We start from the raw sequence: 26,050 nt of genomic DNA on the forward strand, positions 1-26,050 counted from the left end.
GGGGTGGTGGACACTCTTGAACGCTATGCACCGAACGAAAACCTGACCCGCGATGAGGCCGCCTGGCGCGCAGCCAATATCGTCTGGCATTCAGCCGATGTCTTCCTGGACCTGGGCAATGCCACCGATGCCGGACAGGAGGGCTACCTGTCATCGACGACCCTGCGCTTCTCCTCCGGCAGCACCCAGACCTTCATCGACTTCATCCATGGCGGTGTGGATGAAATCCAGGTCAATGGGCGGATGGTCGCCGTCGACGGTGCGGTGCTCGATAGCCGGATCTACCTGTCGGATCTGCAGACCACGGCGGTGAACACCGTGGTCATTGCCGGACGTGCCCTGTATTCGCGCAGCGGCGAGGGCCTGCACCGTTTCCTGGATCCGCAGGACCAGCAGACCTATTTGTACACCCAGTTCGAACCGGCCGACGCACGGCGGGTGTTCGCCTGCTTTGAACAGCCAGACCTGAAGACTTCCTATCGCTTCACCGTCCGCGGCCCGGAATCCTGGCATCTAGCCAGCAATCAACCGGCCGAATCGCAGCACATCCACGAGGATGGCACCAAGACGGTCACCTTCGCACCCACTCCCCCGATATCCAGCTACATCACCTCGGTGCTCGCCGGCCCGTACCATGTGGTCCGCGACGAGCACAGCCTCACCTTGAAGGACGGGTCGGAACTGCGCATCGAGCTGGCGGCCAGCTGCCGGGCTGCCTTGGCCAAGGACTTCGACGCAGAGCAAATCCTGAAGGTCACCAAGCAGGGCCTGAGCTATTTCCACGAGCTGTTCGACTACCCCTACCCCTGGGGCAAGTACGACTCGGCCTTCGTCCCGGAGTACAACCTCGGCGCCATGGAAAACCCCGGGCTGGTGACCTTTACCGAGCGCTATGTCTTCACCTCCCACGCCACCGAGGCCCAGCACGAGCAACGTGCCAACACCATCATGCACGAAATGGCGCACATGTGGTTCGGCGATCTGGTCACCATGAAGTGGTGGGATGACCTGTGGCTCAAGGAGTCCTTCGCCGACTACATCGGCACCTTGGCCAATGACGTGGCCACCGACTTCACGACCGCCTGGACCACCTTCGCGGCACGCCGTAAGGCCTGGGCCTACGTGGCAGATCAGATGCCGACCACCCATCCCATCGTCGCCGATATCACGGACCTGCAGGCCGCGGACCAGAATTTCGACGGGATCACCTATGCGAAGGGCGCCAGCGTACTCAAGCAGCTGGCCGCCTTCGTCGGCGCGCAGGCCTTCCGAGATGCGGCCCGCTCCTATTTCCAGAAGCACGAGTACGGCAATACCTCGCTCGGCGATTTCCTCGCCGCCCTGGAGGAGGCCAGCGGCCGGGATATGGGTGCCTGGGCCGACGCCTGGTTGCGCACCAGCGGGGTGCCGCGGCTGGGCATCGAGCTAGCCGCGGACCAGCAGGGGCTGGTCACCTCGGCCGCCCTGGTCCAACGCGGCACCGATCCGCTCACCGGCGAGGGCATTCTCCGCCCGCACGTGCTGACCGTGGCCGGCTACGACCTGCGCGAAGGCCGCCTGGTCCGTACCCGTGGTGAACGCGTTGAACTCATCGGTGAACGGGTGGCCCTGGATTTCCTGGTCGGCACCCCGGCCCCGGACCTGCTGCTGCCCAACGACGGGGATGAGACCTATGCGGTCATCGAATTCGATGAGCGTTCCCTGCGGACGCTGCTGCAACACCTGGGATCCCTCACCGATTCCCTGCCGCGGGCCACCTGCTGGGCCTCGCTCTGGGATGCCGTGCGTGGTGGCCGGCTTGCGACGCAGCACTACGTGGATGCCGTACTCTCCCACGCCTCCACGGTCCAGGACGCCGGCGTGTATGCCGTGCTGGTGGATCAGTTGCTCAACAGCGTGAACCGCTATCTGGCTCCCGAATTGCGTCCCACGGCCCGCCAGCGAGCCGCCGAGGCCCTGACCGGCTGGCTCGGCGAGCTGGAGGCCGGCAGCGACAACCAGACCACCACCGCCCGGGCTCTGGCTAGGCTGGCCCGCAGCGGTGTGGCCGTAGAGGTCGTTGACTCGTTCCTGGCCCCGCAGCCCAATCCCCATCGGGTCAATGTCGACGAGCAGCTGCTCTGGTTGAGCTGGGAGGCCGTGGCCGCCGCACGGGGACTGGATGAGACCGCCCAGGTAAGGATGCACGCGGCACTGCAAGAGAATCCAACGACGATCGCGCAGAATGCGGTGCGTACCGCGCGGGCGGCCCGGCCCGAGCATGCGGTCAAGGCGAAGGCCTTTGAGGAGGTCTTTTCCGCACGTGATGATGACGGGGAGCTGTCCAATGACGCTCTGAGCGCGATCGCCGAGGGGTTCGGCATGGGATCTCGGGAGTTGCTCGCGGGTTTCGAGGAGACCTACTGGACGCGGATCCTTCAGGTGTTCGAATCCATGAGCATGGAGTTTTCCACGAGGATCATCCGCGGGCTGTTTCCGCGCAATCAGGACCTGTCAGATACCCCGCAGCACAATCCCGCGCTGCGCGCGGTCACGGAGTGGCTGGAGGAACACGGAACTGCACCGCGGGCCCTGCGACGCATCCTGATCGAGGAGAAGGCCGAACTTGAACGCAGCCTCGAAGCACAGCAGGTGTCCCGTCGAGCCTCAGGCGTATAGCCTTCCGGCAGCCCATGGGCCCACAACCTGCTGTGCGGGATGTGGGCCCACCGGTGGGCAGGATGCCGCGCCGTCCTCAACCGTTATCCGGTACCCGTTCCCCCGAACCGAGGAGGACCTGTTGCTCCCGGGCCGGGGTGAACCATTGCGCCTTCGGCCTCGGGCCGTACTCATCCAGTGCCAACAGCCGGCATACCTGATCGGTCAGCAGCAGCTTGGGCGGTTCCGGCCCTTGGCGTACCCGCGAGAGATCCGTCGACGTACACAACCCGTTGACCACGCTGTTGGGTAACGACTCGGTCAGCATCCCGTGCGGGCTGCGCCACAGGATCGACCCGTCGGGGCAATGCACACTGGTCCATCCCAGCAGATGCCGATACAGCTGATGGCGTTTGCACAGCTGGCGGGTGTTGGTGCGGCTGGTTTTCCCGCCCTTGGCCCAATCCTCGATGTGGTCCACTTCCGAATGCTGCGATGACCGTCGGCACCCCGGAAAAGTGCAGCACCCGTCGCGCAGGGCCACGAAATCCCGCAGGGCGCGCGGTGGGCGGTAGCGTTTGCGGCCCACATCCATTGGGGCACCGTCCCACGGGTCGGTAAGTACCCGGGCAAAGGACGGTGCCCGGGCGGCGAGCTTCAGAGCCACACCCATGGGGATCGGACCGTGTCCTTGCAGGTCGGCCAGCCCCTTGCCGTGATCGACCAGCAATTCGACCGCAGGAACCGTGACCATCAGTTTGACCTGGTACCCCGGCCCCGGCTTCGCCGGCCACCCATCGATCAGGACATCGCGCATGATATCTGAACGCAGCTGTGCCATGGACCGCTCGTCATCGGCGAATTGGGCCTTGGCATGTGCATCCACGCTGTTCATCACCGTTTGAGCGTCCTCGGCCGGCAGATACCAGGCGATGCTGGCCATCCCGTTCGGTTGCGGGCGGCAGGTGATCCGCCGGTCCTGCTCGGCCCGGTCCCTGGCCTGTTGTGCGGATTCAGGTAGAAGTTTTTGCCGCACCCGCCGACTCTTGTCCATAACCTGCTCATCGGTGCCACGGCGGGCCACCGGCAGCAACTGCTCCTCCAGCTCGGCCACCTGCGCCGGTTCAAGCTCCTGGGACCGGGAGACGATCGTGGAGGCGGCATTCATCGTGATGGCGCCGTCACACAATGCCCGGAAGGTGTTCGGGCAGAGATCGCGTAGCCCCAGGGACACCATCAGCCGCCGGCCGGCCTTCTGCACCGTCTTCCGGCTCATGGTCGATAATTCGGTCACGTAGTTGGAACGCACCACGTCGTGATCGGAGGGGTCAACACCCCATCGTTCCTCCAGATACTGATCCATCTCCATGCCAGCGGGAACGTCCAGGGGTTCGCCGGGCAGGGTCTCGACCTCGCAGCGCAACGGGCCCCGCATGGCCAGTTCCAGTCCGTCGGCCATGGTCATCGCCTCGTAGGCGTCGAGCATCGAACGGTATTCGTTCAGCAGCTTGATCCGGGCCAGCGCCGGACCGGCCCAGCCGGGCACCCCCAGCTCCTGGACCTGCGCCCATTTGGCTTCCATGGCCAAGCCCAGCGTCGCCAGTTCAACCGGCCCCGCCCACAACCTGCCGTCATCCCCCGCGTATTTGCGCATCCCGTCGGGCATCAGCGGCAGACGACTGGAATCGTCGTCGCTATCGAATACCTCTTTGAGATCCATACTCCATTATCCCAAGGAACACGGGGGAACTGAAGAGTTATTCGAATAAATCTTCGAACTAATTACCAGGAGTCGCGGCCCCGGCCTACGGTACGCGGGCGGTCCATTCATCGGTGGAGAACTTGGAATCTGCCAGCGTACGGGCTGCGGCCCGGGTGTCCTCGCCCACGGCGCCCGGCGTGGCTCCATAGCGTTCGGTGAAGGTCTGCATCATGATGTTGATGACTTCCGCGCGCTCCAGCCGGGTCTGGCTCTTGAGCGGGTCCACCCGCTTGACCGCGCTGGCGATGCCCTTGTCGGAGAGCTTCTCGCGGCCGATGCGCAGCACATCGACCATTTTCTGCGCGTCGATATCGTAGCTCATGGTCACGTGGTGCAGCAGGCCGCCGCGGGCCAGCCGCTTCTGCGCGGCCCCGCCGATTTTCCCCTCGGCGGTGGCGATGTCGTTCAACGGCTTGTAGTAGGCCTGCACCCCCATGCGGGTCAGCGCATCCATGACCCAGGCATCCAGGAAGGGGTAGGAATCGGCGAAGCTCATCCCGTCCACCAGCGAGTCCGGGGCGTACAACGAGTAGGTGATGCAGTTGCCGGCTTCCATGAACATCGCCCCTCCGCCGGAGATCCGGCGCACCACCTGCACGCCGTGGCGTTCGGCGGCCTGTGCATCTACCTCGTTGGCCAGGGACTGGAAGGAGCCGATGACTACCGCGCGCTCATCCCAGTCCCAGAAGCGGATCGTGGGCTTGCGATTTCCCGCGGCGACCTCGCGCGCCAGCACCTCATCCAGGGCCACCTGCTCGGTGATCGGGATGGCCTGCGGGCCGATGATTTCCCAGTCGTGGTCGGCCCAGCCGGTGGCATGGCCCAGCGCCCGGCGCACCACACGGGCCACCGCCTCGGCGTCGAAGCCGAACATCACCGCGCCCTCGCGCAGGTTCGCGGCTACCGCATCGCGGATCGTGGAGTGGCTGGCGTCGGTGGGCAACCCGACCAGCGCCCGGTTGATGTCCTCCAGCGCCTCATCGGGCTCCAGGAAGAAGTCCCCGTTGATTGATGCCTCGGCAATCCCGCTCCCGTCGCTGAGCAGGTCCGCGATGACCAGCTTGCCGCCAACTACCTTGTATTCGCCATGGTGCCTCATGCCTTCATCATATCGGCACGCGCCCGGCCAATATCAAGGTGACTTCTGGTTTTAAAGACCAACGGCGGGTGGTGAACGGAAATCATCCGCACACCACCCGCCGACTGGAAAAACGGGGGCAGGTAAAACCTACTTCTTGCCGCCGAAGCCCTTGAAACGGGCGTTGAAGCGCTCGACGCGGCCGGCGGTGTCCATGATGCGCTGCTTACCGGTGTAGAACGGGTGCGAAGCGGCCGAGATTTCGACGTCGATGACTGGGTACTCGTTGCCGTCCTCCCAGGTGATGGTCTTGGAGCTGCCAACGGTGGAACGGGTCAGGAACTTCTCGCCCGATGCCAGATCGTTGAAGACAACGTAGTTGTACTTTGGATGGATGTCAGCCTTCATGCTTTATACCCTTTGGTTATCTGCCACTGGATTTTGCCAGCAACAACGTACTCGGAAAATTGGTGCCTGCATGGCACGCGGGCGCGCACACAGACATTCCATCCTATCGCACCCCTCGGGCTTTGGCCGAACCGGCTCAGCGTTGTGAAGAACACAGTTGCCAGAAGGCCACCGCGCTGGCCGCGGCCACGTTCAACGAGGCCACCTCGCGGGCCATCGGGATGATCACGCATTCATCAACCTGTTCCAGAGTTTCGGGGCGTACCCCGCGCCCCTCGTTGCCCAGGATCATCGCGATCTTCTCCCCCGGGGCAGGATGCAGTTCATCCAGCGCCGTGGCGTCCTCGGTCAGTTCCAGGGCAAGGATACGGTAGCCATGCCCGCGGATACGTTCCAGGTCCGCCGGCCAGGAGCCCAGCCGCACCCAGTCGATGGTCAGCGCGGTGCCCATCGAGACCCGGACGCTGCGCCGGTAGAGCGGGTCCACGCACTGCGGGGTGATCAGCACCGCGTCCACCCCGAGTCCGGCGGCCGAGCGCAGCAGCGCGCCGAGGTTGGAGTGGTCAGCGATGTCCTCCAGTACCGCGATCCGCGTGGAGCGGGACAGCACCTGATCCAGGTCCAGCGGGGCCGGGCGCTCCATGGCCGCCAACGCCCCGCGGTGCAGGTGGAACCCGGTCAACGCCTCCAGCTCGGCGTCCTCGCCGACGAAGATCGGTGCCTGCGGGTAGCGGGCGAACTCGGCTTCCAGCTGCGGCAGGTACTTGCGGGCCAGCAGGAAGCTGCGCGGCACATGGCCCATGGAAATCGCCCGTTGCACCACCATGGTGCTCTCGGCGATGTAGATCCCGTTCTCAATATCGCTGCGCATGCGCAGGCTGGCCTCGGACAGGCGCAGGTAGTCATCCAGCCGCGGGTCGGAGAGCGCGGCGATCTCATGCACCCGGTGGGCGTAGTCCGGCTCAGCCACCGTTGACCAACTTGTAGCCCATGTTGCCCAGCGCCACCAGACCCAGTGCGACGATAACCACGCGCAGCCAGAACGGGGAGAGCTTGCGACCCACCTTGGCGCCGATGAATCCGCCGATCAACGAGCCGACGGCGATCAGCAGCACCACGATCCAGTGGATCCGCTCCGGGGCGATGATCAGGTACATGGCCGCGGCGATGAGGTTCACCAGCAGCGAGAGGATCACCTTGATCGCATTGGACTGCTGCAGCGAGGCCTGCAGGAACACGCCGAACACCGCCATCAGCAGCACGCCCTGGGCGGCGGTGAAGTAGCCGCCGTAGACGCCGATGAGGAACACCAGGATGTACAGGACCAGCGGGATCTTCGCCTGGTCGGCGGCATCCGGGTCGGTACCGCCGCGGGCGGCCTGCCGGGATTTGGCCCAGGCGGACAGCCGCGGCTGGAAGATCACCAGCACCAGGGCGGCCGCCAGCAGGATCGGGGCCACCACCCCGAACACCGATTCGGGCAGGTTCAGCAGCAGCAGCGAACCGATCAGCCCGCCGATGAGCGAAAGCGGCACCAGTTTCAGCAGCGTGCGCTTGACCTGCAGGGCCTCGCGGCGGTACCCCCAGGCCCCGGAGAAGCCGCCGGCCACCAGGCCCATCGCATTGGAGACCACCGCGTTGACCGGGGTGATGCCCAGCGCCACCAGGATCGGGAAGGTGACCAGGGTGCCGGAGCCGACCACCGTATTGATGGTGCCGGCCCACAGGCCACCGAGGAAGATCAGTAGTTCCTGCCAGTATTCAACCAAGACCCAGCAGCCTTCTAACGGCGCGCGAACGCGGTGTAGCGTCCGTTGTCCACTCGTACGGCCAGGTCCATCTCGTAGGTCGCGGCCAGGTTCTGCTCGCTCAGCGTCGCGGCCAGTTCCCCGGCGGCCACCACCTTGCCGCGATTGAGCAGCAGCGCGTGGGTGAACCCCGGCGGGATCTCCTCCAGGTGGTGGGTGACCAGCACCAGGGCCGGGGCATCCTCGTCGGCGGCCAGCTGACCCATCCGGTGGACCAGGTCCTCGCGTCCGGCCACATCCAGGCCGGCCGAGGGCTCGTCCAGGATCAGCAGTTCCGGGTCGGTCATCAGCGCCCGGGCAATCAGCACCCGCTTGCGTTCGCCCTCGGAGAGCTTGCCGAAGGGCTGGTTGATGAAGGTGCTCATCCCCCATTCGTGCAGCAGCGCAAAGGCGCGGCGCTCGTCCATCTTCTCGTACTTCTCGCGCCAGCGGCCGGTGAACCCGTAGGCCGCGGTGAGCACGACGTTCAGCGCCGTCTCGTGGGCCGGGATCTGGCTGGCGATCAGGGTGGAGCTCAGTCCGATGCGCGGGCGCAGCTCGAACACGTCGACTTTGCCCAGGGTCTCATCCAGGATGCCGGCGGTGCCCCGGGTGGGGTGCATCCGGGCGGCGGCAATGTTCATCAGGGTGGACTTCCCGGCACCGTTGGGGCCCAGAACCACCCACCGCTGGCCCTCGGCCACATCCCAGCTGATGCCCGAGAGCAGTTCCTTGCGTCCGCGGACCACGCTGACATCGTTGAAAGATAGCACTTCGCTCATGGGTAAAACCCTAAACTTTTCCAACGGATTTGCCTAAATTGGGCGACGGGAGGTGCGTAGTGTGGTGCGTTCCGACCCCTGCGGCGGCGCGTCATTTTTGGACGCAGAGCGCCGACGGACCCAAGATGGTCTTATGTCTTCAACCTTTGTACTGGTCTCCCGCCCCGACCTGCCCCGGCCCACCTTCGAGGCCCTGCTGGCCCAGGCCGCCGAGTCCGGGCCGGTTCCGGCCGGCAGCGTCCTGCCGGTGGCCGAATCCTCCGGGCGCCTAGTGTGCCGCATCCAGCTGGATACCGACGAGTCCACCCTGCGTGAGCAGGTCGAGCAGTTCGCCGCCGCGCAGTTCGCCCGGGGCTACCTTGCCGCCGATGACGTCTGCCTGGCCGTGGTGCCCGCCGCGATCACCGAGGCATCGAGGCTGCTGCTGGTCATGGACGTGGACTCCACGCTGATCCGCCAGGAAGTCATCGAGCTGCTGGCCGCCCATGCCGGGCGCGAGGCCGAGGTCGCGGAAGTCACCGAGGCGGCGATGCGCGGGGAACTGGATTTCGCCCAATCGCTGGTGCAGCGGGTCGCCACCCTTGAAGGTCTGGAGGACCGGGTGCTGGGCGAGGTGCTCGAGCGCATCGAGTTCTCCCCCGGGGCACGCGAGCTGGTGGCCCGCTTCCACGCCGCCGGGCACCTGGTGGCGGTGGTTTCCGGCGGGTTCCAGCAGATCCTGGATCCGCTGGCCGCCGAGCTGGGGCTGGACCATGCGCTGGCCAACACCCTGGGAATCGTCGACGGGGTGCTGGACGGCACCGTGCACGGGAAGATCGTGGACCGCAGCACCAAGCAGGAGATGCTGCACTCCTGGGCCGCAGCGCACGGGATCCCGGTTTCGGCCACCATCGCCGCCGGCGACGGGGCCAACGACCTGGACATGCTCAACACCGCCGGGCTCGGCGTCGCCTACAACGCCAAACCCGCCCTGCGTGAGCAGGCGGCGGTGAAACTGGACTTCCCCGCGCTGGATGTGATCGCGGACCTGGTACTGGAACGCTGAGGTCCCCCGCCCGGCCTGCCCCGCGGGGCGGCCCCGGTCAATTCCAACAACTGCATAACGATTCGCACCGAACCGGCCAAATGTGCCGGATGGAGTTGTTCAAACAGATAGTATTTTTAAGGCGCACTGCACGCCGTCGGTGAGGGATTTCCCGCCGCGGTACCGTGCCGCCCTACCCCATGATCCCCGCGAAAGAGCCAATACCCGTGCAGACCCCCGAACCGGATTCAAGCGAACAGCCCACCCCGGCCGCCACGAAGAGCAGGCGCAGTGCCAAGCCGTGGATCATCTCCGGCGGCGCGCTGGTGGCCGCCGCTGGCCTGTACTTCGGTGGCGCGGCCTGGATCAGCTCGCAGATCCCGGCGAACACCACCGTCTCCGGGGTGCAGATCGGTTCGATGAACCAGTCCGAAGCCCGGGCCACCCTGGATGCCGAATTGCTGCCGCGGGCCGCCGAGGCCATCCGGCTCCAGGTCCACGGCACCGGCTACGAGCTGGACCCGGAAAAGGCCGGACTGCATATCGACACCGCCGCCACGGTGGCGGACCTGACCCGCTACGAGATCAACCCGGTCAGCCTCTACCAGCGGCTGACCGACTCCTACGACGCCTCCCCGGTGGTCATCGCCGACGATCAGAAGCTGACCGCCGCCGTGCAGTCGGTGGCCGGGGAAGCGGACACCGAAGTGGCCGAGGGCGGCATCGATTTCGCCGATGGCAAGGCCAGCCTGGTCGAGCCGCTGGACGGGGTCACCGTACGGGTCGAGGATGCCGCCGAGAAGATCGCCGATTCATGGCGTGCCGACGGCGCGGTGATCGAGCTGCCCGCCGAGGTGGTGGCCCCGCAGGTTTCCGCCGCGGATCTGCAGGCCTTCCTGGATGCCGAGGTTACCCCGCTGCTGGCCTCCCCGGTCACCCTGGATTCCGAGGGCAAGAGCGTAGAGCTTTCCGCGGCCTCGATTGCCGCAGCGGCAAGCTACTCGGTTTCCGAGGATGGACACCCCCGGCTTTCGCTGGATGACCAGAAGTTGTACGACGCGGCCACCAAGAACTCGGAGCTGGGCAGTACCGCCAAGGACGCGCGGATCGTGTTGGCCGACGGCAAACCGAAGATCATCGAATCCACCACCGGTGTGGCACTGGAAACCTCCGGCCTGGGTGCCAAGGTGCTCGCCGCGGCCAAGACCGAGAACCGCACCGCCGAGGTGGTGCTGGAAACCAAGGAGCCGGACTTCAGCACCGAAGATGCCACCAAACTGGGTGTGAAGGAGGAGATCGTGCACTTCTCCACCCCGTACCCGGCCTCGGACACGGTGCGCACCAAGAACCTGAAGGCCGGTGCCGCGAAGCTGAACGGGATCCTGGTGCAGCCCGGGGAGACCTTCTCGCTGCTGGGCGTGCTGGCCCCGATCACCACCGCCAACGGCTATTACAGCTCCGGCGTGGTGAACAGCGGTTTCGCCACCGAAGCGGTGGGTGGCGGGCTCTCGCAGATCTCCACCCAGATGTATAACGTCGGTTTCCTGGCCGGTTACGACGACATCGAGCACAAACCGCACTCGCGCTGGTTCGAACGCTACCCGGCCGGCCGCGAGGCCACCCTCTGGGAGGGCCAGGTGGATATGAAGTGGAAGAACAACACCCCGTACGGTGTGATGATCCAGGCCTGGGTCTCCTCCGACGCGGTGCACACCCGCCTGTGGAGCACCAAGTACTGGAAGGTTTCCGAATCCTCCAGCGGCAAGCACAGCTACACCAACCCGCAGACCGTGTACAACGAGGCCGCCAACTGCACCCCGGAATCCGGGGGACGCCAGGGCTTCACGATCTCCATCACGCGCAACCGCACCGCGCTGGACGGTTCGACAACCCTTCCGGCGGACACCAACACCTGGACCTATTCACCGTGGAACAAGGTGGTTTGCGGCAAGAAGCCGTAGCACCGGAGCACGGCTATTAAGCCAGCGGACCCCCGTACCGGTGTACGGGGGTCCGCTGGGTTCCAGTGCCCGCCGGGGCGGGGCGTCTGCTAGTTGCCCGAGGCCTTGAGGAAGTCCCCGGCCCCGCCGACCAGTTCGGTATGCCCGGTTTCCACCTCGGCGAAGACCATCTTGGCGACCTCGGCACCGAATTCCTCCACCGAGTAGAGCTTGCCCGCGGCCTCGCGGCGGGCGTCGATCGCCCCGGGTTCCATGCGGTTGAGCAGGGTGGCGGTGATGGTGCCCTCGATCATGTCCCCGGAAACCACCACGAAGGTGATGTTCTTCTCGGCCAGTTTCGGGATCAGCGCGCGCAGGGCGTCCTCACCGGCACGCTTGGACTTGGCCACCGCGTCGTAGGCTTCCATGGTGGAGACCTCGTTGATGAAGTGCGCCTGGTGGCTGGTCACGAAGACCACCCGGCCGCCCTCGCTGAGCGCCGGCAGCGCGGCCTCGAGCATCGCCACCTGCGCGTCGCGGTTCAGCCGCAACGCGTAGTTCTCGCCCATATTGGTTTCCATGCCGCCCGAGGCGTTGAGCACCAGCACGTCCAGCGAGCCGAAGTTCTCCACGGCGGCGGCAACCAGCGCCGCCGGGCCCTCGGCGGTGGTCAGGTCGGCTCCCACTGCCACGGCAGATCCGCCCTTGTCCTGGATCCCGGCGACGATCTTGTTCGCCCGCGGGGCCTTGGAACGGTAGTTGATGACCACGCCGATACCCTGCTCGGCCAGGATCTGCGCGGTCACCGAGCCGATGCCGCGTGAGGAACCGGTGATGATTGCGCCTTTGTATTCGCTCAAAGTCTTCTTCTCCTAGGTTGTTCGTGTGTGCTGTGGGGCTGTAGCCGTGGGGCCTAGTGGCCCATGCCCAGGCCGCCGTCGACCGGGATCACGGCCCCGGAGATGTAGCCGGCCTCGTCGCTGGCCACCCAGCGCACCACCTTGGCCACCTCCTGTGCCTCGGCGAAGCGGCCGGCGGGGATGGAGGACAGGTAGTTCTTCTGCACGTCCTCGGGCAGCGCCGCGGTCATGTCGGTGTTGATGAAGCCCGGGGCCACCACGTTCGCGGTGATATTGCGCGAGCCCAGTTCGCGGGTCAGCGAGCGGGCGATGCCCACCAGGCCCGACTTGGAGGCGGCGTAGTTGATCTGCCCCGGCGAGCCGTAGAGGCCCACCACCGAGGAGATCAGCACCACACGACCGTACTTCTTGCGCAGCATGCCCTTGGAGGCGCGCTTGATCACACGGAAGGCACCGGTCAGGTTGGTGTCGATCACCGAGGTGAAGTCCTCCTCGCTCATCCGCAGCAACAGGGTGTCCTTGGTCACCCCGGCGTTGGCGATGAGCACCTCGACCGGGCCGTGCGCGGCCTCGACTTCCGTGAAGGCCGCATCGATGGAGGCGGTATCGGTCACGTCGGCCTTGACTCCGAGAAGCCCCTCGGGCACCCCGCCGCTGCGGTAGGTGATCGCCACCTTGTCGCCATTGGCTTCGAAGGCCCGGGCGATTTCCAGCCCGATGCCGCGGTTTCCGCCGGTGACCAGGACGCTGCGCCCGGTCGTGGTCCCATTGCTCATCTGTACTCCAATTCGTTCCTGATATCGCCAGCGACCGCCCGGTGACATGGGTTGGACCGTCGGGGCAGGTGGGAGGCGAAAACTAGCATCACCTGTCATCCTATTGCTTACCCAGCGGTATTCTTACTTCGACGCCGGGTAGAAATTACGTTTCTCACAGCCTTCGGTGAGAGAATGGACTACGGAATCCCGTGAGAGAAGCATAGTCTGAGGTAATGGCCCATCCCCGTTCGCACCGTGAGAACAATCCGGTGCCCGTTCACCGCATCACCGAGGCCCACGAGGCGCATACCGTGGACCAGAGTTCGCGCGTGCGCAAATACACGATCTCCATGACCATCCGCGTGTTGTGTTTCATCGCCGCCTTCTTCACCAGCGGTCCGCTGCAATGGATCATGCTGGTCGGCGCGATCGTGCTGCCGTATATCGCGGTGGTCATCGCCAATCGCGGGGCGGATGTGACCAAACGCGAACCCCCGGCCGAGTTCTTCACCGAGCAGGCCCCCACCCAGCTGGAGACCGGGGAGCCGGAAGCCGGCCAACCGGACGATGCCGGGGCCGAAACCATCGTGATCGATGGCAGTTGGGCCGATGCGGCCACTGCCGATACCTCGAAATCCCCCGGCGAAACCGGGGAACGGGGCGACCCGCGATCCGGCGGGGGTGCGGCCTGATGGATCTGCTCTCCTCATTGGGTGGCGCACCGGTTGCCGAACGGCTGGTCTGTAGCCGCAAGGGCTGCCGCGACGACGCCGCCTACAAGCTGCTGTGGAACAACCCCAAGATCCACACCCCCGAACGGCGCAAGACCTGGCTGGCCTGTCCCGGGCACCGTGACTGGCTGGAAACCTACCTGCGCGAGCGACTGCTGTACAAACAGACCCTGCCGATCCAGGACGCGGCCCAGCCGGAGGCCGCACCGTCCACCGACGACGCGGCAAAGGAGTAGGACACACACCCATGTACCGTTTTTTGGCCAGCACCCGCTGGATCGGCTGGCTGCTGCTGGTATGCATCTTCGCTGGCGCCTGTGTTTTCCTGGGCCGCTGGCAGATGGACCGGCGGGCCGAGGTGCTCACCGAGATCTCCCATGTCAACGAGAACTACTTCGCCCCGGCCAGCTCCTCCCCCGAGGCCCTGGCACTCTTCGAGGAGCTGCCCGCGGACAAGAAATGGACCACCGTCGCCCTGGAAGGGCAGTACCTGGCCGAGGACACCCGGGTGGTGCGCAACCGCATCAAGGCCGGCCGCCCCGGCTACGAGGTGCTGGTCCCCTTCCGGCTCACCGATGGGCGCACCGTGGTGGTGGACCGCGGCTACCTGCCCATCGGCGATGAGCGGGCCGGTTGGCCCGACCAGATCCCCGAACCACCGGCCGGCACTGTGCAGGTGGAGGTCCGGCTGAAACCCGGGGAACCCACCCTGGACCGCCAGGCCCCCGAAGGGCAGTTGGCCACGGTCAACCTGCCCACCTACGCCGGGGTCCTGGACTACCCGATCGCCCAGGGGGCGTACGGCATCATGTACGCCGAAACCCCGGCTCCGGCGACCGCACCGCAACCATTGGACGAGCCGGACACCGACGAGGGACCGCACCTGTCGTATTCCTACCAGTGGTTCGCCTTCGGCCTGCTGGCTTTCGTGGGCTTCTGGTACGCGGCCAAGCAGCAGCGCCGGCTGAACCGTGAGGATGCCGAGGAACTGGCCGAGGCCAAGGCCGCGGGATTCGACGAGCCGATCCACAAGGTCCGCAAGATCCGCACCAAGCAGGTCAAGAGGTACCGCCGCGACGGCAGTCTGACCGATGAGGCCATCGAGGACGCCATGCTCGATGGCAGTGACCAGGTCGCCGGGCCGGGCGCGGGCGACCGTTAAGCGAGCTGTGGCCGAAACGTCCGGAACCTCTGCAGGGCAGGCTCTGGACAATCTCCGGATTCGCAGTAGGCTATGGGTGTCGGGATCGCCTGAAGAGTCAACATGAGGCACCCTAGGCTATTCGGCGCTTGTGAAGATGTGGTGAGCCCCGAACATCTGCGGCCAGCGACCCTCGGTCTGTTGAGTACCGCCGGTCCCGACGCCAAACTTTCCTGCCTGTCGCGACGCGGCGTCCCTAGCCGGCATTGCCGAACAGCGACTCGATGGTATCGGCCAGGTCACCCACCGAGTGGGTGCCATCCAGTTCGACATCTGCGCCGGCGCGCAGCAGCGGCTGCACCTCGTGGAAGTACCGCACGATCTCGGCACGATCCGATGCGCTGCGGCCGTAGGGGTTGTTGCTGCGCCCGCTGACCCGGTCCAGCAGCACCGCCAGCGGGGCGCTGAGCAGCACCACCGTGTCGAAGCGGTCGTAGAAGCGGCCCTGGTTCTCGGCCGTGCCGACCACCAGAAGGTGCCCGGCACCGTCCTGGTACCCCGGATCGGCCAGCAGCGCATCCATGCGCGACTCATCCCAGATGGCGCCCAGGGGCATCCAGCCTCCGTAGTCGGTGTCCACACCGTCATGGCCGCGGCGCACCAGCTCGTTGAGCAGCGTGCTCTTGCCGGCCCCGGACAGGCCGGTCAGCAATATCCGGACCATGGTTCCTCCCCTGCGCTGGAATCCTTGAGCTGGAAAAAACCATACCCGACGCTTTCCCTCATGCACGACGGCCACAAGGGAATCCCAAAGTGCCGGCTGCAACGGGGTCGGAGGTCGGTCCCCGCCGGGGAAACCGCCAGGACTACCCGCTGTGCTGCAATCAGGCGGCCCGCCTCCGGCACCGGCTGATAGGTCGTCCAGCGATGATCACACGGCCTGCGCGGAACCAGCTGGGTATTGAAAGCCCGGAAGTCGTATCGCACCAGGTGGACTGCTCATCACCGCGTACCGCATAAACGGTGCGCGGCACACCCAGGAATCAGGACGCTGCAGGAGCCCCACGACAGCTCAATATCAGGTGTCATGACCCGTACTTGCGCCGAACGATTCACTCACCGTCGTGCGATGGACCGCGAGCGACCGTGAGCAGGGAGAAACCTTGGCCGCGACCCGGCATGAGGAACTGTCGCAACATCCGATGTTCGTGCGACCACTAAGCAGGCATATCGATATCCGGACTCGATGATTCTCTTTAGCCAATCCTCAGGCTCGCAAACATACCCATGAAACATGCCTGTATCGGATGGCATCGGATCAAGCAGTCTTCAGGGAAATAGAATCACTCCAGAATATGGGGTAGCCCCTGGAACAGTATGCTGACTTCTCTGCCAGATCCGGTGAAAATGATCATCCTCTTGGCACCGTCAGGGACCTTATTCGTCGCGCTGCCTGTCGCCATTGCCGGTTTCCGAACGCTCTGGCTTCGGTTGCGTGTTGACCAATCCGATCAATGGTGGAAGCGGGTCGAGTACGCACTAGACCCGACCAATGATCCCGAGGCACCATTGAACAACGAAGCACATAAGCTACTCGGCCTGCAACGATCTCGCGATTCACCGGGGGTTGAAGGAGGCCCGGGCGACCGCCTCCTCCACGCCCTGCGAAGCCGTGGACTCTGGAAAGTTCCTGCCAGGGAAACACGGTATCTACGTGGTCTGATGGAACGGATATTGGACCGCGATAGGACCCATTGAGCAACGTGCAACCGAAGCACTCTTCGAAAATGCAGAGTGCAATCGATACCATTGATTCCACATCCGAGATGAAGGGCGGCGAGCACACGTGAGACTGTCCGCGGGCAATGTCTCAGGCGAATTTCATGAGCAGGGTCGTGGGGAAACAGCAAAATTGGTGCCGATCGACGAAGACCTGTTTATTCTGCACAGCACGGACGGCAAGGAACTAAGCCGGCCGCTGTCCGGGGCGCAGGTTGAGGATCTTGCGGCTCGAGCGAAAGATATTGCCCGACTGAACGACGCCTTGGGTGTCGAGAATAACGTGCGAACCGCCGCATTGCTGAACTTTGAAGTCGAGCGAACCGCACAAGCCACCTAGATGCCGCCCACTATCTGCCAGGACAGTTGGCGAAGGTGAACTCACCAGCCGGCACCCCGTGGGGTGCCGGCTGGTGTGTATGGGCTAGGTCAGTGAGACCAGTTCCAGGTATTCCTCGCTGTACAGGTCCTCGTCGCCATCGGGCAGGATGACCACGCGTTCGGGATTCAGGGCCGCGACGGCCCCCTCGTCGTGCGAGACCATGACCACGGCGCCGGAGAAGTTGGACAGGGCGCCGAGCACCTCGGCGCGCGAGGCCGGGTCCAGGTTATTCGTCGGCTCGTCCAGCAGCAGCACATTCGCGCTGGAGGCCACGATGGTGGCCAGGGCCAGGCGGGTCTTCTCGCCACCGGAGAGCACCCCGGCCGGCTTGTGCACGTCATCGCCCACAAACAGGAAAGAGCCCAGGATCGAGCGGACCTCGGCATCGCCCAGTTCGCTCGGTGCCGAGCGGCGCATGTTCTCCAGCACCGTCTTCTCGGTGTCCAGGGTGTCGTGTTCCTGCGCGAAGTAGCCGATCTTCAGCCCGTGCCCCGGCAGGATCGCGCCGGTATCGGGTTGCGACACCCCGGCGAGCATCCGCAGCAGGGTGGTCTTGCCCGCGCCGTTCAGGCCCAGGATGACCACCTTGGAGCCGCGGTCGATGGCCAGTGAGACATCCGTGAAGATCTCCAGCGACCCGTAGGACTTGGACAGCCCCTCGGCCATCAGTGGGGTCTTGCCGCAGGGGGCGGGATCCGGGAAGCGCAGCGCCGCGACCTTATCGCTGGTGCGCTCCTCCTCCAGCCCGGACAGCATGCGGTCCACGCGCTTGAGCATCGACTGCGCCGCCGAGGCACCGGAGGCGCGGGCCTTCATCTTGTTGGCCTGGGCCAGCAGGGTGCTGGCCTTCTTCTCCACGTTCGCCCGTTCGCGGCGGCGGGTGTGCTCATCGGTTTCACGCTGCACCTGGTAGCGTTTCCAGCCCATGTTGTAGACATCAACGGTGGCGCGGTTGGCATCCAGGTACAGCACCTTGTTCACGGTGGCTTCCAGCAGACCGGTATCGTGGCTGATCATCAACACGCCGCCGGCGTAGTTCTTCAAGAAATCGCGCAACCAGATGATCGAATCGGCATCCAGGTGGTTGGTCGGTTCGTCCAGCAGCAGGGTACCGGCATCCGAATACAGGATCCGGGCCAGTTCCACACGGCGGCGCTGGCCACCGGAGAGGGTGCGCAGCGGCTGGTCGAGGATGCGATCGGGCAGATCCAGGTTCGAACAGATCGCCGCGGCCTCGGATTCGGCGGCGTACCCGCCGCCGGCGATGAACTCGGCATCCAGACGGTCATAACGGCGCATGGCCTTCGCGGCCACGTCCAGGTCCTCGCTGGCCATATCCAGGCGGGCCTTGGCCAGCTTGTTGATGATGACATCCAGTCCACGGGCCGAGAGGATCCGGTCGCGGGCCAGCTGTTCCATATCCGGGGTCTTCGGATCCTGCGGCAGGTAACCGATCGAGCCGCGGGTGGCGACCTCGCCGCCGCTGGGCTGGGATTCGCCGGCCAGCACCTTGGTCATGGTGGTCTTGCCGGCGCCATTGCGTCCGACCAGGCCGATCTTGTCACCCTTGTCGATCCGGAAGTTCACTTCGTCCATCAGCAGTCGCGCGCCGACGCGTAGCTCAAGGTTGGCTACGGAAATCATCTGTGAACCCCTTTCGAAGGATGCAAGTTAGACATGCCCCGATGCGGGCAACTTGTCCAGTTTACCGGTGTGCGGGGCAAACCCGGTGCCAACGTGCACAAGCTAACAAACCGGTCCCGCCTACCCGGCCAGGGGTACGGGCATCGATGGCAGCGGCTACCGTTGCCGGTTGCGGTGGTCGTTCATCTGGATCAGCCGGCGGCGCAGCGAGGCCTCGCGGCGTTCGTCATCCCCGCTGGTCTTCTCGATGTGCCTGCCCCCGAAGTGCCAGAGCAGCATGTCATCCAGCAGCCGGTCCGGGCCCGGTGAATAGCGGTGGTCCAGGGCCGCACGCACCTCGGTGACCACATTCGGGTCCAACAGTTCGGCCAGTTGCCAGGTGGCGCTGATGCCATGGGCGCCGAGCAGTTCCGCGGCCCAGGTCCAGTCGTCATCGCGTTTGCGGTCCACATGCGGCAGCAGGGTCTGCCAGATCTCGCCGATGCGTTCACCGGTCAGCGGCTGCCCGCCCAGGCCGTTGTGGTCCTGGTAGTCCCCCAGCGTGGTGTACAGCTCGTCGATCTCGGTGAAGTAGTTCTCCACCGTCTCCAGCATCGCGGCGGTGGCGGTGAACTGGCGGTCCAGCTGCGGGCTCCAGACCTGGCGGCCGGTGTTCTTGAAGCGGATGTCGTGTTCCATCTCGCTCCAGGCGTGCTGCAGGATGGTGCGGATCTGCACCTCGAAGGTGAAGTTGCCGCTGGGTACCACGGGCTTGCCCAGGCTTTCCTGGAAGCGGCGCACGGTGGGTTCGTTGCGGGTCTTGAGCAGCAGGTGGCGCGAGGAGTACCCGTAGGTCCCGGACTCCACCGAGCCGATGTCCTTCTCGCGGTCGCTGCGGCAGTCGAAATCCGCGCGCTGGGCCTTGATCATGTTGGCCACCTGCTGGATCTCGTGCGGCAGCTGGACGATGATGCGCACGCCGACCATGTCGTGGATCTCCCGCAGCGGATTGGGGAACTCCAGCACCGGTTCGGCCTGCGGATCACCCTGCAGCACCCGGGCGGCCTTGGAGCGGAAGGACTGCACGGTCTTGACCCGACCGGTGATGAACAGCGGCTGGATCTCGGTGTGCTCATCGAACAGCGCCCGGATGCGGATCAGCATCGCAGCCAGCACCTCGTCCAGCTGGTCCCGCACCATGGCGTAGCGCGCCACCGATTCGTCGATCAGCGCGTCGAAATCATGCTCTGCCTCGACCGGTTCGGCCATCAGCTGCTCCCCTCAAGGTGGTGTTGCTGTGAGTCTGGGTGTGTGCGGCCCGCGTTCAGTTCTGGTTCAGCCGTTGCGCCAGGTCGTCGTAGAGCGGAGCCTTCTCGTCGACCACGGTGGCCGCCGTGGTCGCCGTGACCTTGGCCTGGCCGTTGGACTGGCCCTTGGCCTGGGCTGCGGCGGTGTTCCGTGCCGGGGCCTGCGCTGCGGCCTTGCGGGCCTCGGCCATGGTTTCGGCGCGGGTACGGGCCAGCGCGTCCTGGTGCTGTTGTTCCAGTTCGGCCAGGCGCTCGGCCTCGGCGGACTGGGTGTCGCCCACCGCGGCCTGGTAGCCGTCGTCATAGGCCACGCCGTACTTCTCGGCGGCCTCGGCCTCGGCATCGAATTCGTAGGCCGCACGCAGTTTCGCGGCTTCGGACTTCTTCTGGTACATGTGCACGGTCAGGTGGGTGATGGCCAGCAATACCACCGGCGGCATGGCGGCGACCAGGGCGGAAACCAGCGGAGGCACCCCGTTGGAGATCGAGTCCACGGTCAGGATCGCGTGCGTGGAGTTCGCCGCGGTGGAGACGATCGCGCCGAAGAACAGCAAGGCCCAGGGGTAGACCATGGCCTTGCGCGGGAATCCGTTCAGCGCAACGATCGCCACCGTCGCGGCCACGATCATGCCGTCGATGATGATCGGCCAGATCCAGGCCAGCGACGGTTCGATGCCCGAGCGTTCGGCCAGGTCGGTCAGGGCGGCGAAGGAGAGCACGAATGCGCCCACCGCGATCAGCACCGTGGCGCCTACTGCGGTGCGCAACACGGCGCGATGTGGCTCGTTCGGGATTTCTGGCTGGTTATCCATGCGTGGTGGCAGGCCTAACTTGTCTATGGGAAACAGGCATTGGTGACTTCGAAGCGCCGGGTTGCGAGTCGGCGGCGCCAACTGTCATTTTAGCCCCAGTCAACCATGAACTGCACCGTGAGCTACGCTACGCGCGCCGATCGGTGAACCGGGTGCCGGTCATCCGGGCGGACAGCCCGCGCGCCGACGGGTCGAAGACCAGCCAGGCCAGGGACAGCACGGCATATCCGGTGACGGGCAGCGACAGCAGCCCCAGCAGGTGTTCGGCGGGCAGCAGCTGCAGCAGCGTGTTGGCCAGGTAGATCCCGCCCAGTCCCAGCAGCGTGCGTACCAGGGCCCGGCCTGCTCCGATCGGGCGGTTGGCCCGGTCGCGCACCTGGAACCAGCTGCAGCGTTGGCCCAGGGTGGCCCGGGCCGGGGCGCAGGCCGGGATCACCACCACCGCCAGCAGCACGGCCACCGTTCCCGCGCCCTGCAGCATGGTGACCCGTTGAGAATCCATGCCCAACCGTTCGCCGACCTCCAGCAGCAGCGACAGGCCGAAGACGCCCGCGGTGATGAAGGCCAGGTCGAAGAAGGAAGCCATGGCCCGGCGTGCCCGGGTCACCGGGCGGGGTGGTTGCCGTGCCGCATCACGCTCATTCGGCGCGGAGAGGAAGGCGAAGACCGGAAGGTAGGCCAGCAGCGTGCCCACGAAGGCACCGGCGGTGTTGACCATCAGGTCATCCACGTCGGCCACCCGGTAGGCGCAGGTGTAGATCCCCCAGATGCCGGTGAACTGGGTGGCCTCGATGACCAGCGAGAGCGCGGCGCCGATCAGTGTGCCGGTGAGGATATTGGCCCGCGCCCAGCGCACCGCCAGGATCCCCACCGGGATGAACAGCAGCACGTTGAACAGCACCTGCCACAGCGCGAAGCTGGTCGCAAAGGCGCGCCGACCGCCCTGCAGGGCCAGCTCGAAATCCTGGAGGAACTGGAAGGGCACCAGCTGGGTTTGCGCCACCCCGGGCCGGCAGAAGGCGTCGCGGGTTTCCGGTAGCGGCAGCATCGTATAGCTGAACAAACCGAACACGTAGATGACCACGACCAGGCTGGTGATGGTCCGGCGCCAGGACAGCCGGCCGTGCTTGTGGTACTGCAGGGCCAGCAGGAAGATGCCGGCGGCCATGATGAACAGTCCGGCGAACAGGATGGCAATCGCCCCTGGCCACAGCATTTCCGTAATCCTTTGCATACCCTAGGGTAAAACCATCCACTGGTCACATCCGGCATCCGCCGGGTGTGAGATCCGGCTCGCTAGGCCCCGTGCCCCGGGCTGCCGGCGGTGAAGGGGGCCGAGGCCAGCATCCGGCGCACCGGCCGGTCCACGCGCACCAGCAGCACCATCAGCGCGATACCCAGCACCGCGGCGCCGGCCTTCAGCAGCCAAATCGAATGCCACTGCTCGATGGAGAGCTGGTCGACGAACACGACCAGGGTGATCGCCATGGTCAACCAGGCCATCAGCCTTTCGCTGGGCCAGGACACCTGGTCGCTGATGAAGAACAGCGCGAAGATCCACAGGATGTACCAGGGCTGGATGATCGGGGCCAGCAGCACCACTGCGCACAGCGCCCACGCGGCCAGCCGCAACGGCCTGGAGGTATCGCCGTGCAGGGCCAGCCGGGCCACCAGATAGAGCGAAAGTAGCCGGAACAGGGAGAAGACCACGGTGGCGATCATGGCCGGGTCCAGCCCGAAGATCGATCCCAGATGGCCCAGCACGGTGCCCAACAGCCCCACCGGGGCGTAGGGGAAGGCGGCCGACCCGGAGGTGAACATGGCCGGCAACCAGCCGAACCAGAGGTTGGTGAGTGCGCCGAAAAGCAGCAACCACCCCGCGCTCATCGCGCTGATCTTGCTCCACACCGCGATCCGGGCACGCAGCGACGGGTTGGCCGGCAACATCGCCAGGCCCAGGAAGGGCAGCAGCACCAGCACGATCGGCTTGATGCTCACCGCCAGTGCGAGGGCCAGGGTGGCCCACAGCGCCCGCCCGCCGACGGCCAGCCCGAAGGCCCAGAAGGTCGCCGCGATCATCAGCCCGTCATTATGCACCCCGCCGATCATGGTCAGCAGGAACAGCGGGTTACCCACGATCGCCCACAACGCCCAGCGCGGGTTATGCCCGAGCTTGGCGGCCAGCCAGCCGGTGGCGTAGTAGCAGCCGATGACCCCTGCCACGGCCAGCACCCGCAACAACCCGACACCGATTTCGGGGCTACCGCCGGAAATGAAGAACACCGCCCGGGAGGCGACCAGGAACAGCACGCCGTAGGGCGAGGGCGACTGCGCCCAGAGCCCGTCCGATCCTCCGTCGAACCATCCGGGCAGGGCCGAGACCCCCTCGGTGTACGGGGACTTGCCGGCATGCAGCATGCGTCCCTGGGCCAGGTAGGAGTACACGTCGCGGGAGAGGATCGGGAAGCTGACCAGTAGCGGGGCACCCCAGGCGATGAGCAGCCCGCGCAATTGGCGTTCGCTGATGCTGCCGGTATCCGACACCCACGGCCGGGTCAGCAGCCAGGCGCGCATCAGCCAGGTGATGCCCAGCGCCATGGCCGCGATGCATACCAGCACGCCAAGCAGCTCGGTGCGGAACTCAATGAAAAACCCGGTACGGGCCAGCTGCGAGAGCTGGTTGCGTGGGAACCAGCCCACCCCCCAGCTGGCGGCCGCCACCAGCGCCGAACCGGCCATCCCCTGCCAGGCCAGCGAGGAAAGCGGCGTGCGGCGCACCGTGTCTTGGGCCATGGGTTCGGGCCTCAGTTCCGCTTGCCCGGCCACGGGGTCTTCTTCAGCAGTTGCGGCAACACGCTACGGGTGTGCCGGTCGAGGAAGACCAGGTAGGCGATGGCGGCCAGGGAAATCGCCCAGGAGAGCATGGAGGCCAGCGGCACCAGGTCCTCTTGCAGGAACTGCCAGATGAACAGCTGGTCGGCGGCCTGGTAGGCGACAAAGAAGAGCACCGTGACATGTACCCAGAGCATTTGCCAGTCATCACGGATCCCGGTCACCGCGAAGAAGGGCAGCAGCCAGAGCAGATACCACGGGTGGATCACCGGGGAGAGCACCACGATGGCGGAGAAGCCGATGGCCAGGCGTTGGACCAGGTGCGAGTACTTGCCGCGGAAGATTACGATCATCGCCAGTGCCACCCCGGCCAGCCGGCCGAAGAGCTTCAGCGCCGGCAGGATCCAGTCGGTGGACAGCCCGAAGGCGGAGACCGCCCCGGTCAGCAACATGACCGCGATACCCAGCGGGGAGAAGATCGAGTACCCGGTGCCGGTGAAGAGCATGACCTTCAGCCAGCCGAACCAGTAGCCGTTGAGGTAGCCGAAGAGCGTCATCAGCAGCAGCAGGATCATGCCCGAGTAGAACCAGTAGAGGATCCGGCGCGGCCAGCTGGCGTCCTTGCCGGCCCAGAGCAGACCGATGAAGGGCAACAGCACCAGCGTGATCGGCTTGATCCCGATGGAGGCGGTCAGCACGATAACCGCCAGCACCCCCTTGCGCTGGCAGGCCAGGTAGACCGCCATGACCGACAGGCCCACCATCAGCGAGTCGTTGTGCGCGCTGGCCACGAAGTTCAGCAGGAACAGCGGATTGGCCACGGTCACCCAGGTGGCCTTGGCCGGGTCCACCGAATGCAGCCGGGCCAGTTTCGGCACGTAGTACAGGCACAGCAGCACACCGCTGAAGGCGATCAGCCGGAAGGCCAGGATCGACAGGTCGGTGGAGAACCCCACCGCTGCCACCACCAGGTACTCGATGACCAGGAACAACGGCCCATAGGGGGTGCCGTCCTCGGCCCACATGGTATCGGTGCCCAGCTGGAACCAGTTGCTCACCGAGGAAATGCCGTCGCTGTACGGGTCCTGCCCGGCCATGACCAGCCGCCCCTGCCCGATGTAGGCGAAGACGTCGCGGGACATGATCGGGATGCTGATCAGTAGCGGCGCGCTCCACAGGTACACCGCGCGGCGGATGGTCTTCAACGACCCCTGGGGCCAGCCGGCAAGCTTCTGCCCCAGGCGCCACCAGGAGCGCACCAGCACCCAGCAGCCCAGGGTCAACAGCACCACGCTGGTGAGCACCCCTGCGGCTTCGGTACGCATCATGATGAAGAAGCGGTCCTGGTTCAACGGGGAGACGCTGGCCAGCCAGCCCACCCCGAAGGATCCGAAGAGGATCAGTGCCGAACCGATCAACCCGCTGAAGAGGGTACGCGAAACACCGGTATGGGGTTTCTTGGCCAAGACCTCTGGCTGGTTAATGGACACCGATACACCTCGTGGGATTAGGTCAGGGGACGCGGCCCGCGGGGACCGCGAGACCGTGACGCCACCGTGTTCCAAGGGTTCTGCCCTCCTTGGCTGCGGGCGGGCGGCACGGGAAAAGCTCACACGATTTTAGCATTCGGCGCTGCACGGATCCGGTCGTGACACCGGTGCACACGGCGGCAAGTGAGTAATGTCCACCACCGCGCGGTAGATTGGTTCCCGTGGCTAGTAATTCAGAAATGATTGTATGGATCGACTGCGAGATGACCGGACTGGATCTGGTTCATGATGCGCTGATCGAGGTGGCGGTGCTGATCACCGATGCGGACTTGAATGTGCTGGACGAGGGAATCAGCGTGGTGATCAAGCCCAGTGACGCCGCCCTGGCGCAAATGGACGAGTTCGTGCGCGATATGCACATCACCAGCGGGCTGCTGCCCGAGCTGGCCGACGGCATCGAGATGGCCGAGGCCGAGCGCCTGGTGCTGGAATACATCACCACCCGGGTACCCGAACCGAAGAAGGCCTTGCTGGGCGGGAACTCGGTGGGCATGGACAAGAACTTCCTGGCCCGCGACATGCCCTCGGTCATCGAGCACCTGCACTACCGGGTCATCGATGTCTCCACGCTCAAGGAACTGGCCCGTCGCTGGCACACCAAGGCCCACTACAACGCCCCGGCCAAGACCGGCAACCACCGGGCGTTGGGCGACATCCAGGATTCCATCGACGAGTTGAAGTACTACCGCGCCACGATCATGGTGCCCTCCCCCGGGCCGACCTCGGCCGAAGCGGCAAAGGTCGCGCAGGAGATCACCGAGGCGGCGGCACTGCGCAAGTAGCAACGCCGACTGGCGGCTGGTGATTGACAACACAGCGAATCAGGCGGATTCCGAGTTGGCATTCACCAGCCAATT

23 protein-coding genes are annotated in these 26,050 nt (G+C 65.4%); 8 read left to right on the plus strand and 15 right to left on the minus strand.

The window, feature by feature from the left end; all coding sequences use genetic code 11:
* Positions 1-6 precede the first annotated feature (6 nt).
* Positions 7-2,658, plus strand: coding sequence for an aminopeptidase N (pepN, locus tag OK351_RS05350; RefSeq protein ID WP_265156532.1), 2,652 nt, complete (start codon positions 7-9; stop codon positions 2,656-2,658).
* A 76-nt stretch (positions 2,659-2,734) separates the two neighbouring features.
* Here pepN and OK351_RS05355 read toward each other — a convergent pair whose 3' ends face one another.
* The 6 genes from OK351_RS05355 to OK351_RS05380 form a co-directional block, all read right to left on the minus strand.
* Complete coding sequence (locus tag OK351_RS05355) at positions 2,735-4,357, minus strand: HNH endonuclease signature motif containing protein (protein ID WP_265156534.1); 1,623 nt, start codon at positions 4,355-4,357, stop codon at positions 2,735-2,737.
* 85 nt (positions 4,358-4,442) lie between these two features.
* Positions 4,443-5,498 carry a lipoate-protein ligase LplAB gene (locus tag OK351_RS05360; RefSeq protein WP_265156537.1) on the minus strand — a complete coding sequence of 352 codons (1,056 nt, stop codon included), beginning with the start codon at positions 5,496-5,498 and terminating at the stop codon, positions 4,443-4,445.
* Positions 5,499-5,627: 129 nt separating this feature from the next.
* On the minus strand, positions 5,628-5,885 hold the full coding sequence (locus OK351_RS05365) for a type B 50S ribosomal protein L31 (RefSeq protein WP_138173919.1): 258 nt from the start codon (positions 5,883-5,885) through the stop codon (positions 5,628-5,630).
* Between the two features lie 136 nt (positions 5,886-6,021).
* Positions 6,022-6,855: a TrmH family RNA methyltransferase gene (locus tag OK351_RS05370; protein ID WP_265156541.1), complete on the minus strand. Its 834-nt coding sequence runs from the start codon at positions 6,853-6,855 to the stop codon at positions 6,022-6,024.
* Positions 6,848-7,654: a sulfite exporter TauE/SafE family protein gene (locus OK351_RS05375; protein WP_265156543.1), complete on the minus strand. Its 807-nt coding sequence runs from the start codon at positions 7,652-7,654 to the stop codon at positions 6,848-6,850. Before OK351_RS05375 ends, OK351_RS05370 begins: the two co-directional genes overlap by 8 nt.
* A gap of 14 nt (positions 7,655-7,668) precedes the next feature.
* Positions 7,669-8,454: an ABC transporter ATP-binding protein gene (locus OK351_RS05380; protein WP_265156545.1), complete on the minus strand. Its 786-nt coding sequence runs from the start codon at positions 8,452-8,454 to the stop codon at positions 7,669-7,671.
* Positions 8,455-8,587: 133 nt separating this feature from the next.
* Between OK351_RS05380 and serB the strand changes: the two genes are divergently transcribed.
* Positions 8,588-9,499: a phosphoserine phosphatase SerB gene (gene serB, locus OK351_RS05385; RefSeq protein WP_265156547.1), complete on the plus strand. Its 912-nt coding sequence runs from the start codon at positions 8,588-8,590 to the stop codon at positions 9,497-9,499.
* Between the two features lie 206 nt (positions 9,500-9,705).
* Positions 9,706-11,439, plus strand: coding sequence for a VanW family protein (locus OK351_RS05390; protein ID WP_265156550.1), 1,734 nt, complete (start codon positions 9,706-9,708; stop codon positions 11,437-11,439).
* An 89-nt stretch (positions 11,440-11,528) separates the two neighbouring features.
* Here OK351_RS05390 and OK351_RS05395 read toward each other — a convergent pair whose 3' ends face one another.
* The gene (locus OK351_RS05395) at positions 11,529-12,278 is read right to left on the minus strand and encodes an SDR family oxidoreductase (RefSeq protein ID WP_265156552.1); all 750 of its coding nucleotides are present in this window, start codon (positions 12,276-12,278) and stop codon (positions 11,529-11,531) included.
* 53 nt (positions 12,279-12,331) lie between these two features.
* Positions 12,332-13,054, minus strand: a complete 723-nt coding sequence (locus tag OK351_RS05400; protein ID WP_265156554.1) for a beta-ketoacyl-ACP reductase — start codon at positions 13,052-13,054, stop codon at positions 12,332-12,334.
* Positions 13,055-13,269: 215 nt separating this feature from the next.
* Between OK351_RS05400 and OK351_RS05405 the strand changes: the two genes are divergently transcribed.
* From OK351_RS05405 to OK351_RS05415, 3 genes are read left to right on the plus strand one after another with little or no spacing between them, the layout of a single operon-like run.
* Positions 13,270-13,728, plus strand: a complete 459-nt coding sequence (locus OK351_RS05405) for a DUF3099 domain-containing protein (protein ID WP_265156556.1) — start codon at positions 13,270-13,272, stop codon at positions 13,726-13,728.
* The gene (locus tag OK351_RS05410; RefSeq protein WP_265156558.1) at positions 13,728-14,003 is read left to right on the plus strand and encodes an acetone carboxylase; all 276 of its coding nucleotides are present in this window, start codon (positions 13,728-13,730) and stop codon (positions 14,001-14,003) included. The genes OK351_RS05405 and OK351_RS05410 overlap by 1 nt, the downstream gene beginning before the upstream one ends.
* A gap of 11 nt (positions 14,004-14,014) precedes the next feature.
* Positions 14,015-14,929, plus strand: coding sequence for an SURF1 family cytochrome oxidase biogenesis protein (locus tag OK351_RS05415; RefSeq protein WP_265156560.1), 915 nt, complete (start codon positions 14,015-14,017; stop codon positions 14,927-14,929).
* Between the two features lie 235 nt (positions 14,930-15,164).
* On the opposite strand, the gene OK351_RS05420 is transcribed toward OK351_RS05415, so the two are convergent.
* Positions 15,165-15,632, minus strand: a complete 468-nt coding sequence (locus OK351_RS05420) for an AAA family ATPase (protein ID WP_265156562.1) — start codon at positions 15,630-15,632, stop codon at positions 15,165-15,167.
* A gap of 1,122 nt (positions 15,633-16,754) precedes the next feature.
* Between OK351_RS05420 and OK351_RS05425 the strand changes: the two genes are divergently transcribed.
* The gene (locus tag OK351_RS05425; RefSeq protein WP_265156564.1) at positions 16,755-17,027 is read left to right on the plus strand and encodes a hypothetical protein; all 273 of its coding nucleotides are present in this window, start codon (positions 16,755-16,757) and stop codon (positions 17,025-17,027) included.
* An 84-nt stretch (positions 17,028-17,111) separates the two neighbouring features.
* On the opposite strand, the gene OK351_RS05430 is transcribed toward OK351_RS05425, so the two are convergent.
* From OK351_RS05430 to mptB (OK351_RS05455), 6 genes are all read right to left on the minus strand, one after another.
* Positions 17,112-18,713, minus strand: a complete 1,602-nt coding sequence (locus OK351_RS05430; protein ID WP_265156566.1) for an ABC-F family ATP-binding cassette domain-containing protein — start codon at positions 18,711-18,713, stop codon at positions 17,112-17,114.
* Positions 18,714-18,869: 156 nt separating this feature from the next.
* Positions 18,870-19,961, minus strand: coding sequence for a GTP pyrophosphokinase (locus OK351_RS05435; protein WP_265156568.1), 1,092 nt, complete (start codon positions 19,959-19,961; stop codon positions 18,870-18,872).
* Between the two features lie 55 nt (positions 19,962-20,016).
* A complete protein-coding gene (locus OK351_RS05440; protein ID WP_265156570.1) occupies positions 20,017-20,811 on the minus strand; it encodes a DUF2637 domain-containing protein in 795 nt (264 codons plus the stop codon).
* A 127-nt stretch (positions 20,812-20,938) separates the two neighbouring features.
* Positions 20,939-22,045 carry a VanZ family protein gene (locus OK351_RS05445; RefSeq protein ID WP_265156572.1) on the minus strand — a complete coding sequence of 369 codons (1,107 nt, stop codon included), beginning with the start codon at positions 22,043-22,045 and terminating at the stop codon, positions 20,939-20,941.
* A gap of 62 nt (positions 22,046-22,107) precedes the next feature.
* A complete protein-coding gene (gene mptB, locus OK351_RS05450; protein ID WP_265156574.1) occupies positions 22,108-23,604 on the minus strand; it encodes a polyprenol phosphomannose-dependent alpha 1,6 mannosyltransferase MptB in 1,497 nt (498 codons plus the stop codon).
* Positions 23,605-23,615: 11 nt separating this feature from the next.
* Positions 23,616-25,133: a polyprenol phosphomannose-dependent alpha 1,6 mannosyltransferase MptB gene (mptB, locus tag OK351_RS05455; protein ID WP_265156576.1), complete on the minus strand. Its 1,518-nt coding sequence runs from the start codon at positions 25,131-25,133 to the stop codon at positions 23,616-23,618.
* Between the two features lie 239 nt (positions 25,134-25,372).
* On the opposite strand from mptB (OK351_RS05455), the gene orn reads away from it, so the two are divergent.
* Positions 25,373-25,975, plus strand: coding sequence for an oligoribonuclease (orn, locus tag OK351_RS05460; protein ID WP_265156728.1), 603 nt, complete (start codon positions 25,373-25,375; stop codon positions 25,973-25,975).
* Positions 25,976-26,050 lie beyond the last annotated feature (75 nt).

Source organism: Glutamicibacter sp. MNS18 (assembly GCF_026107515.2).
Taxonomy (GTDB): Bacteria; Actinomycetota; Actinomycetes; order Actinomycetales; family Micrococcaceae; genus Glutamicibacter.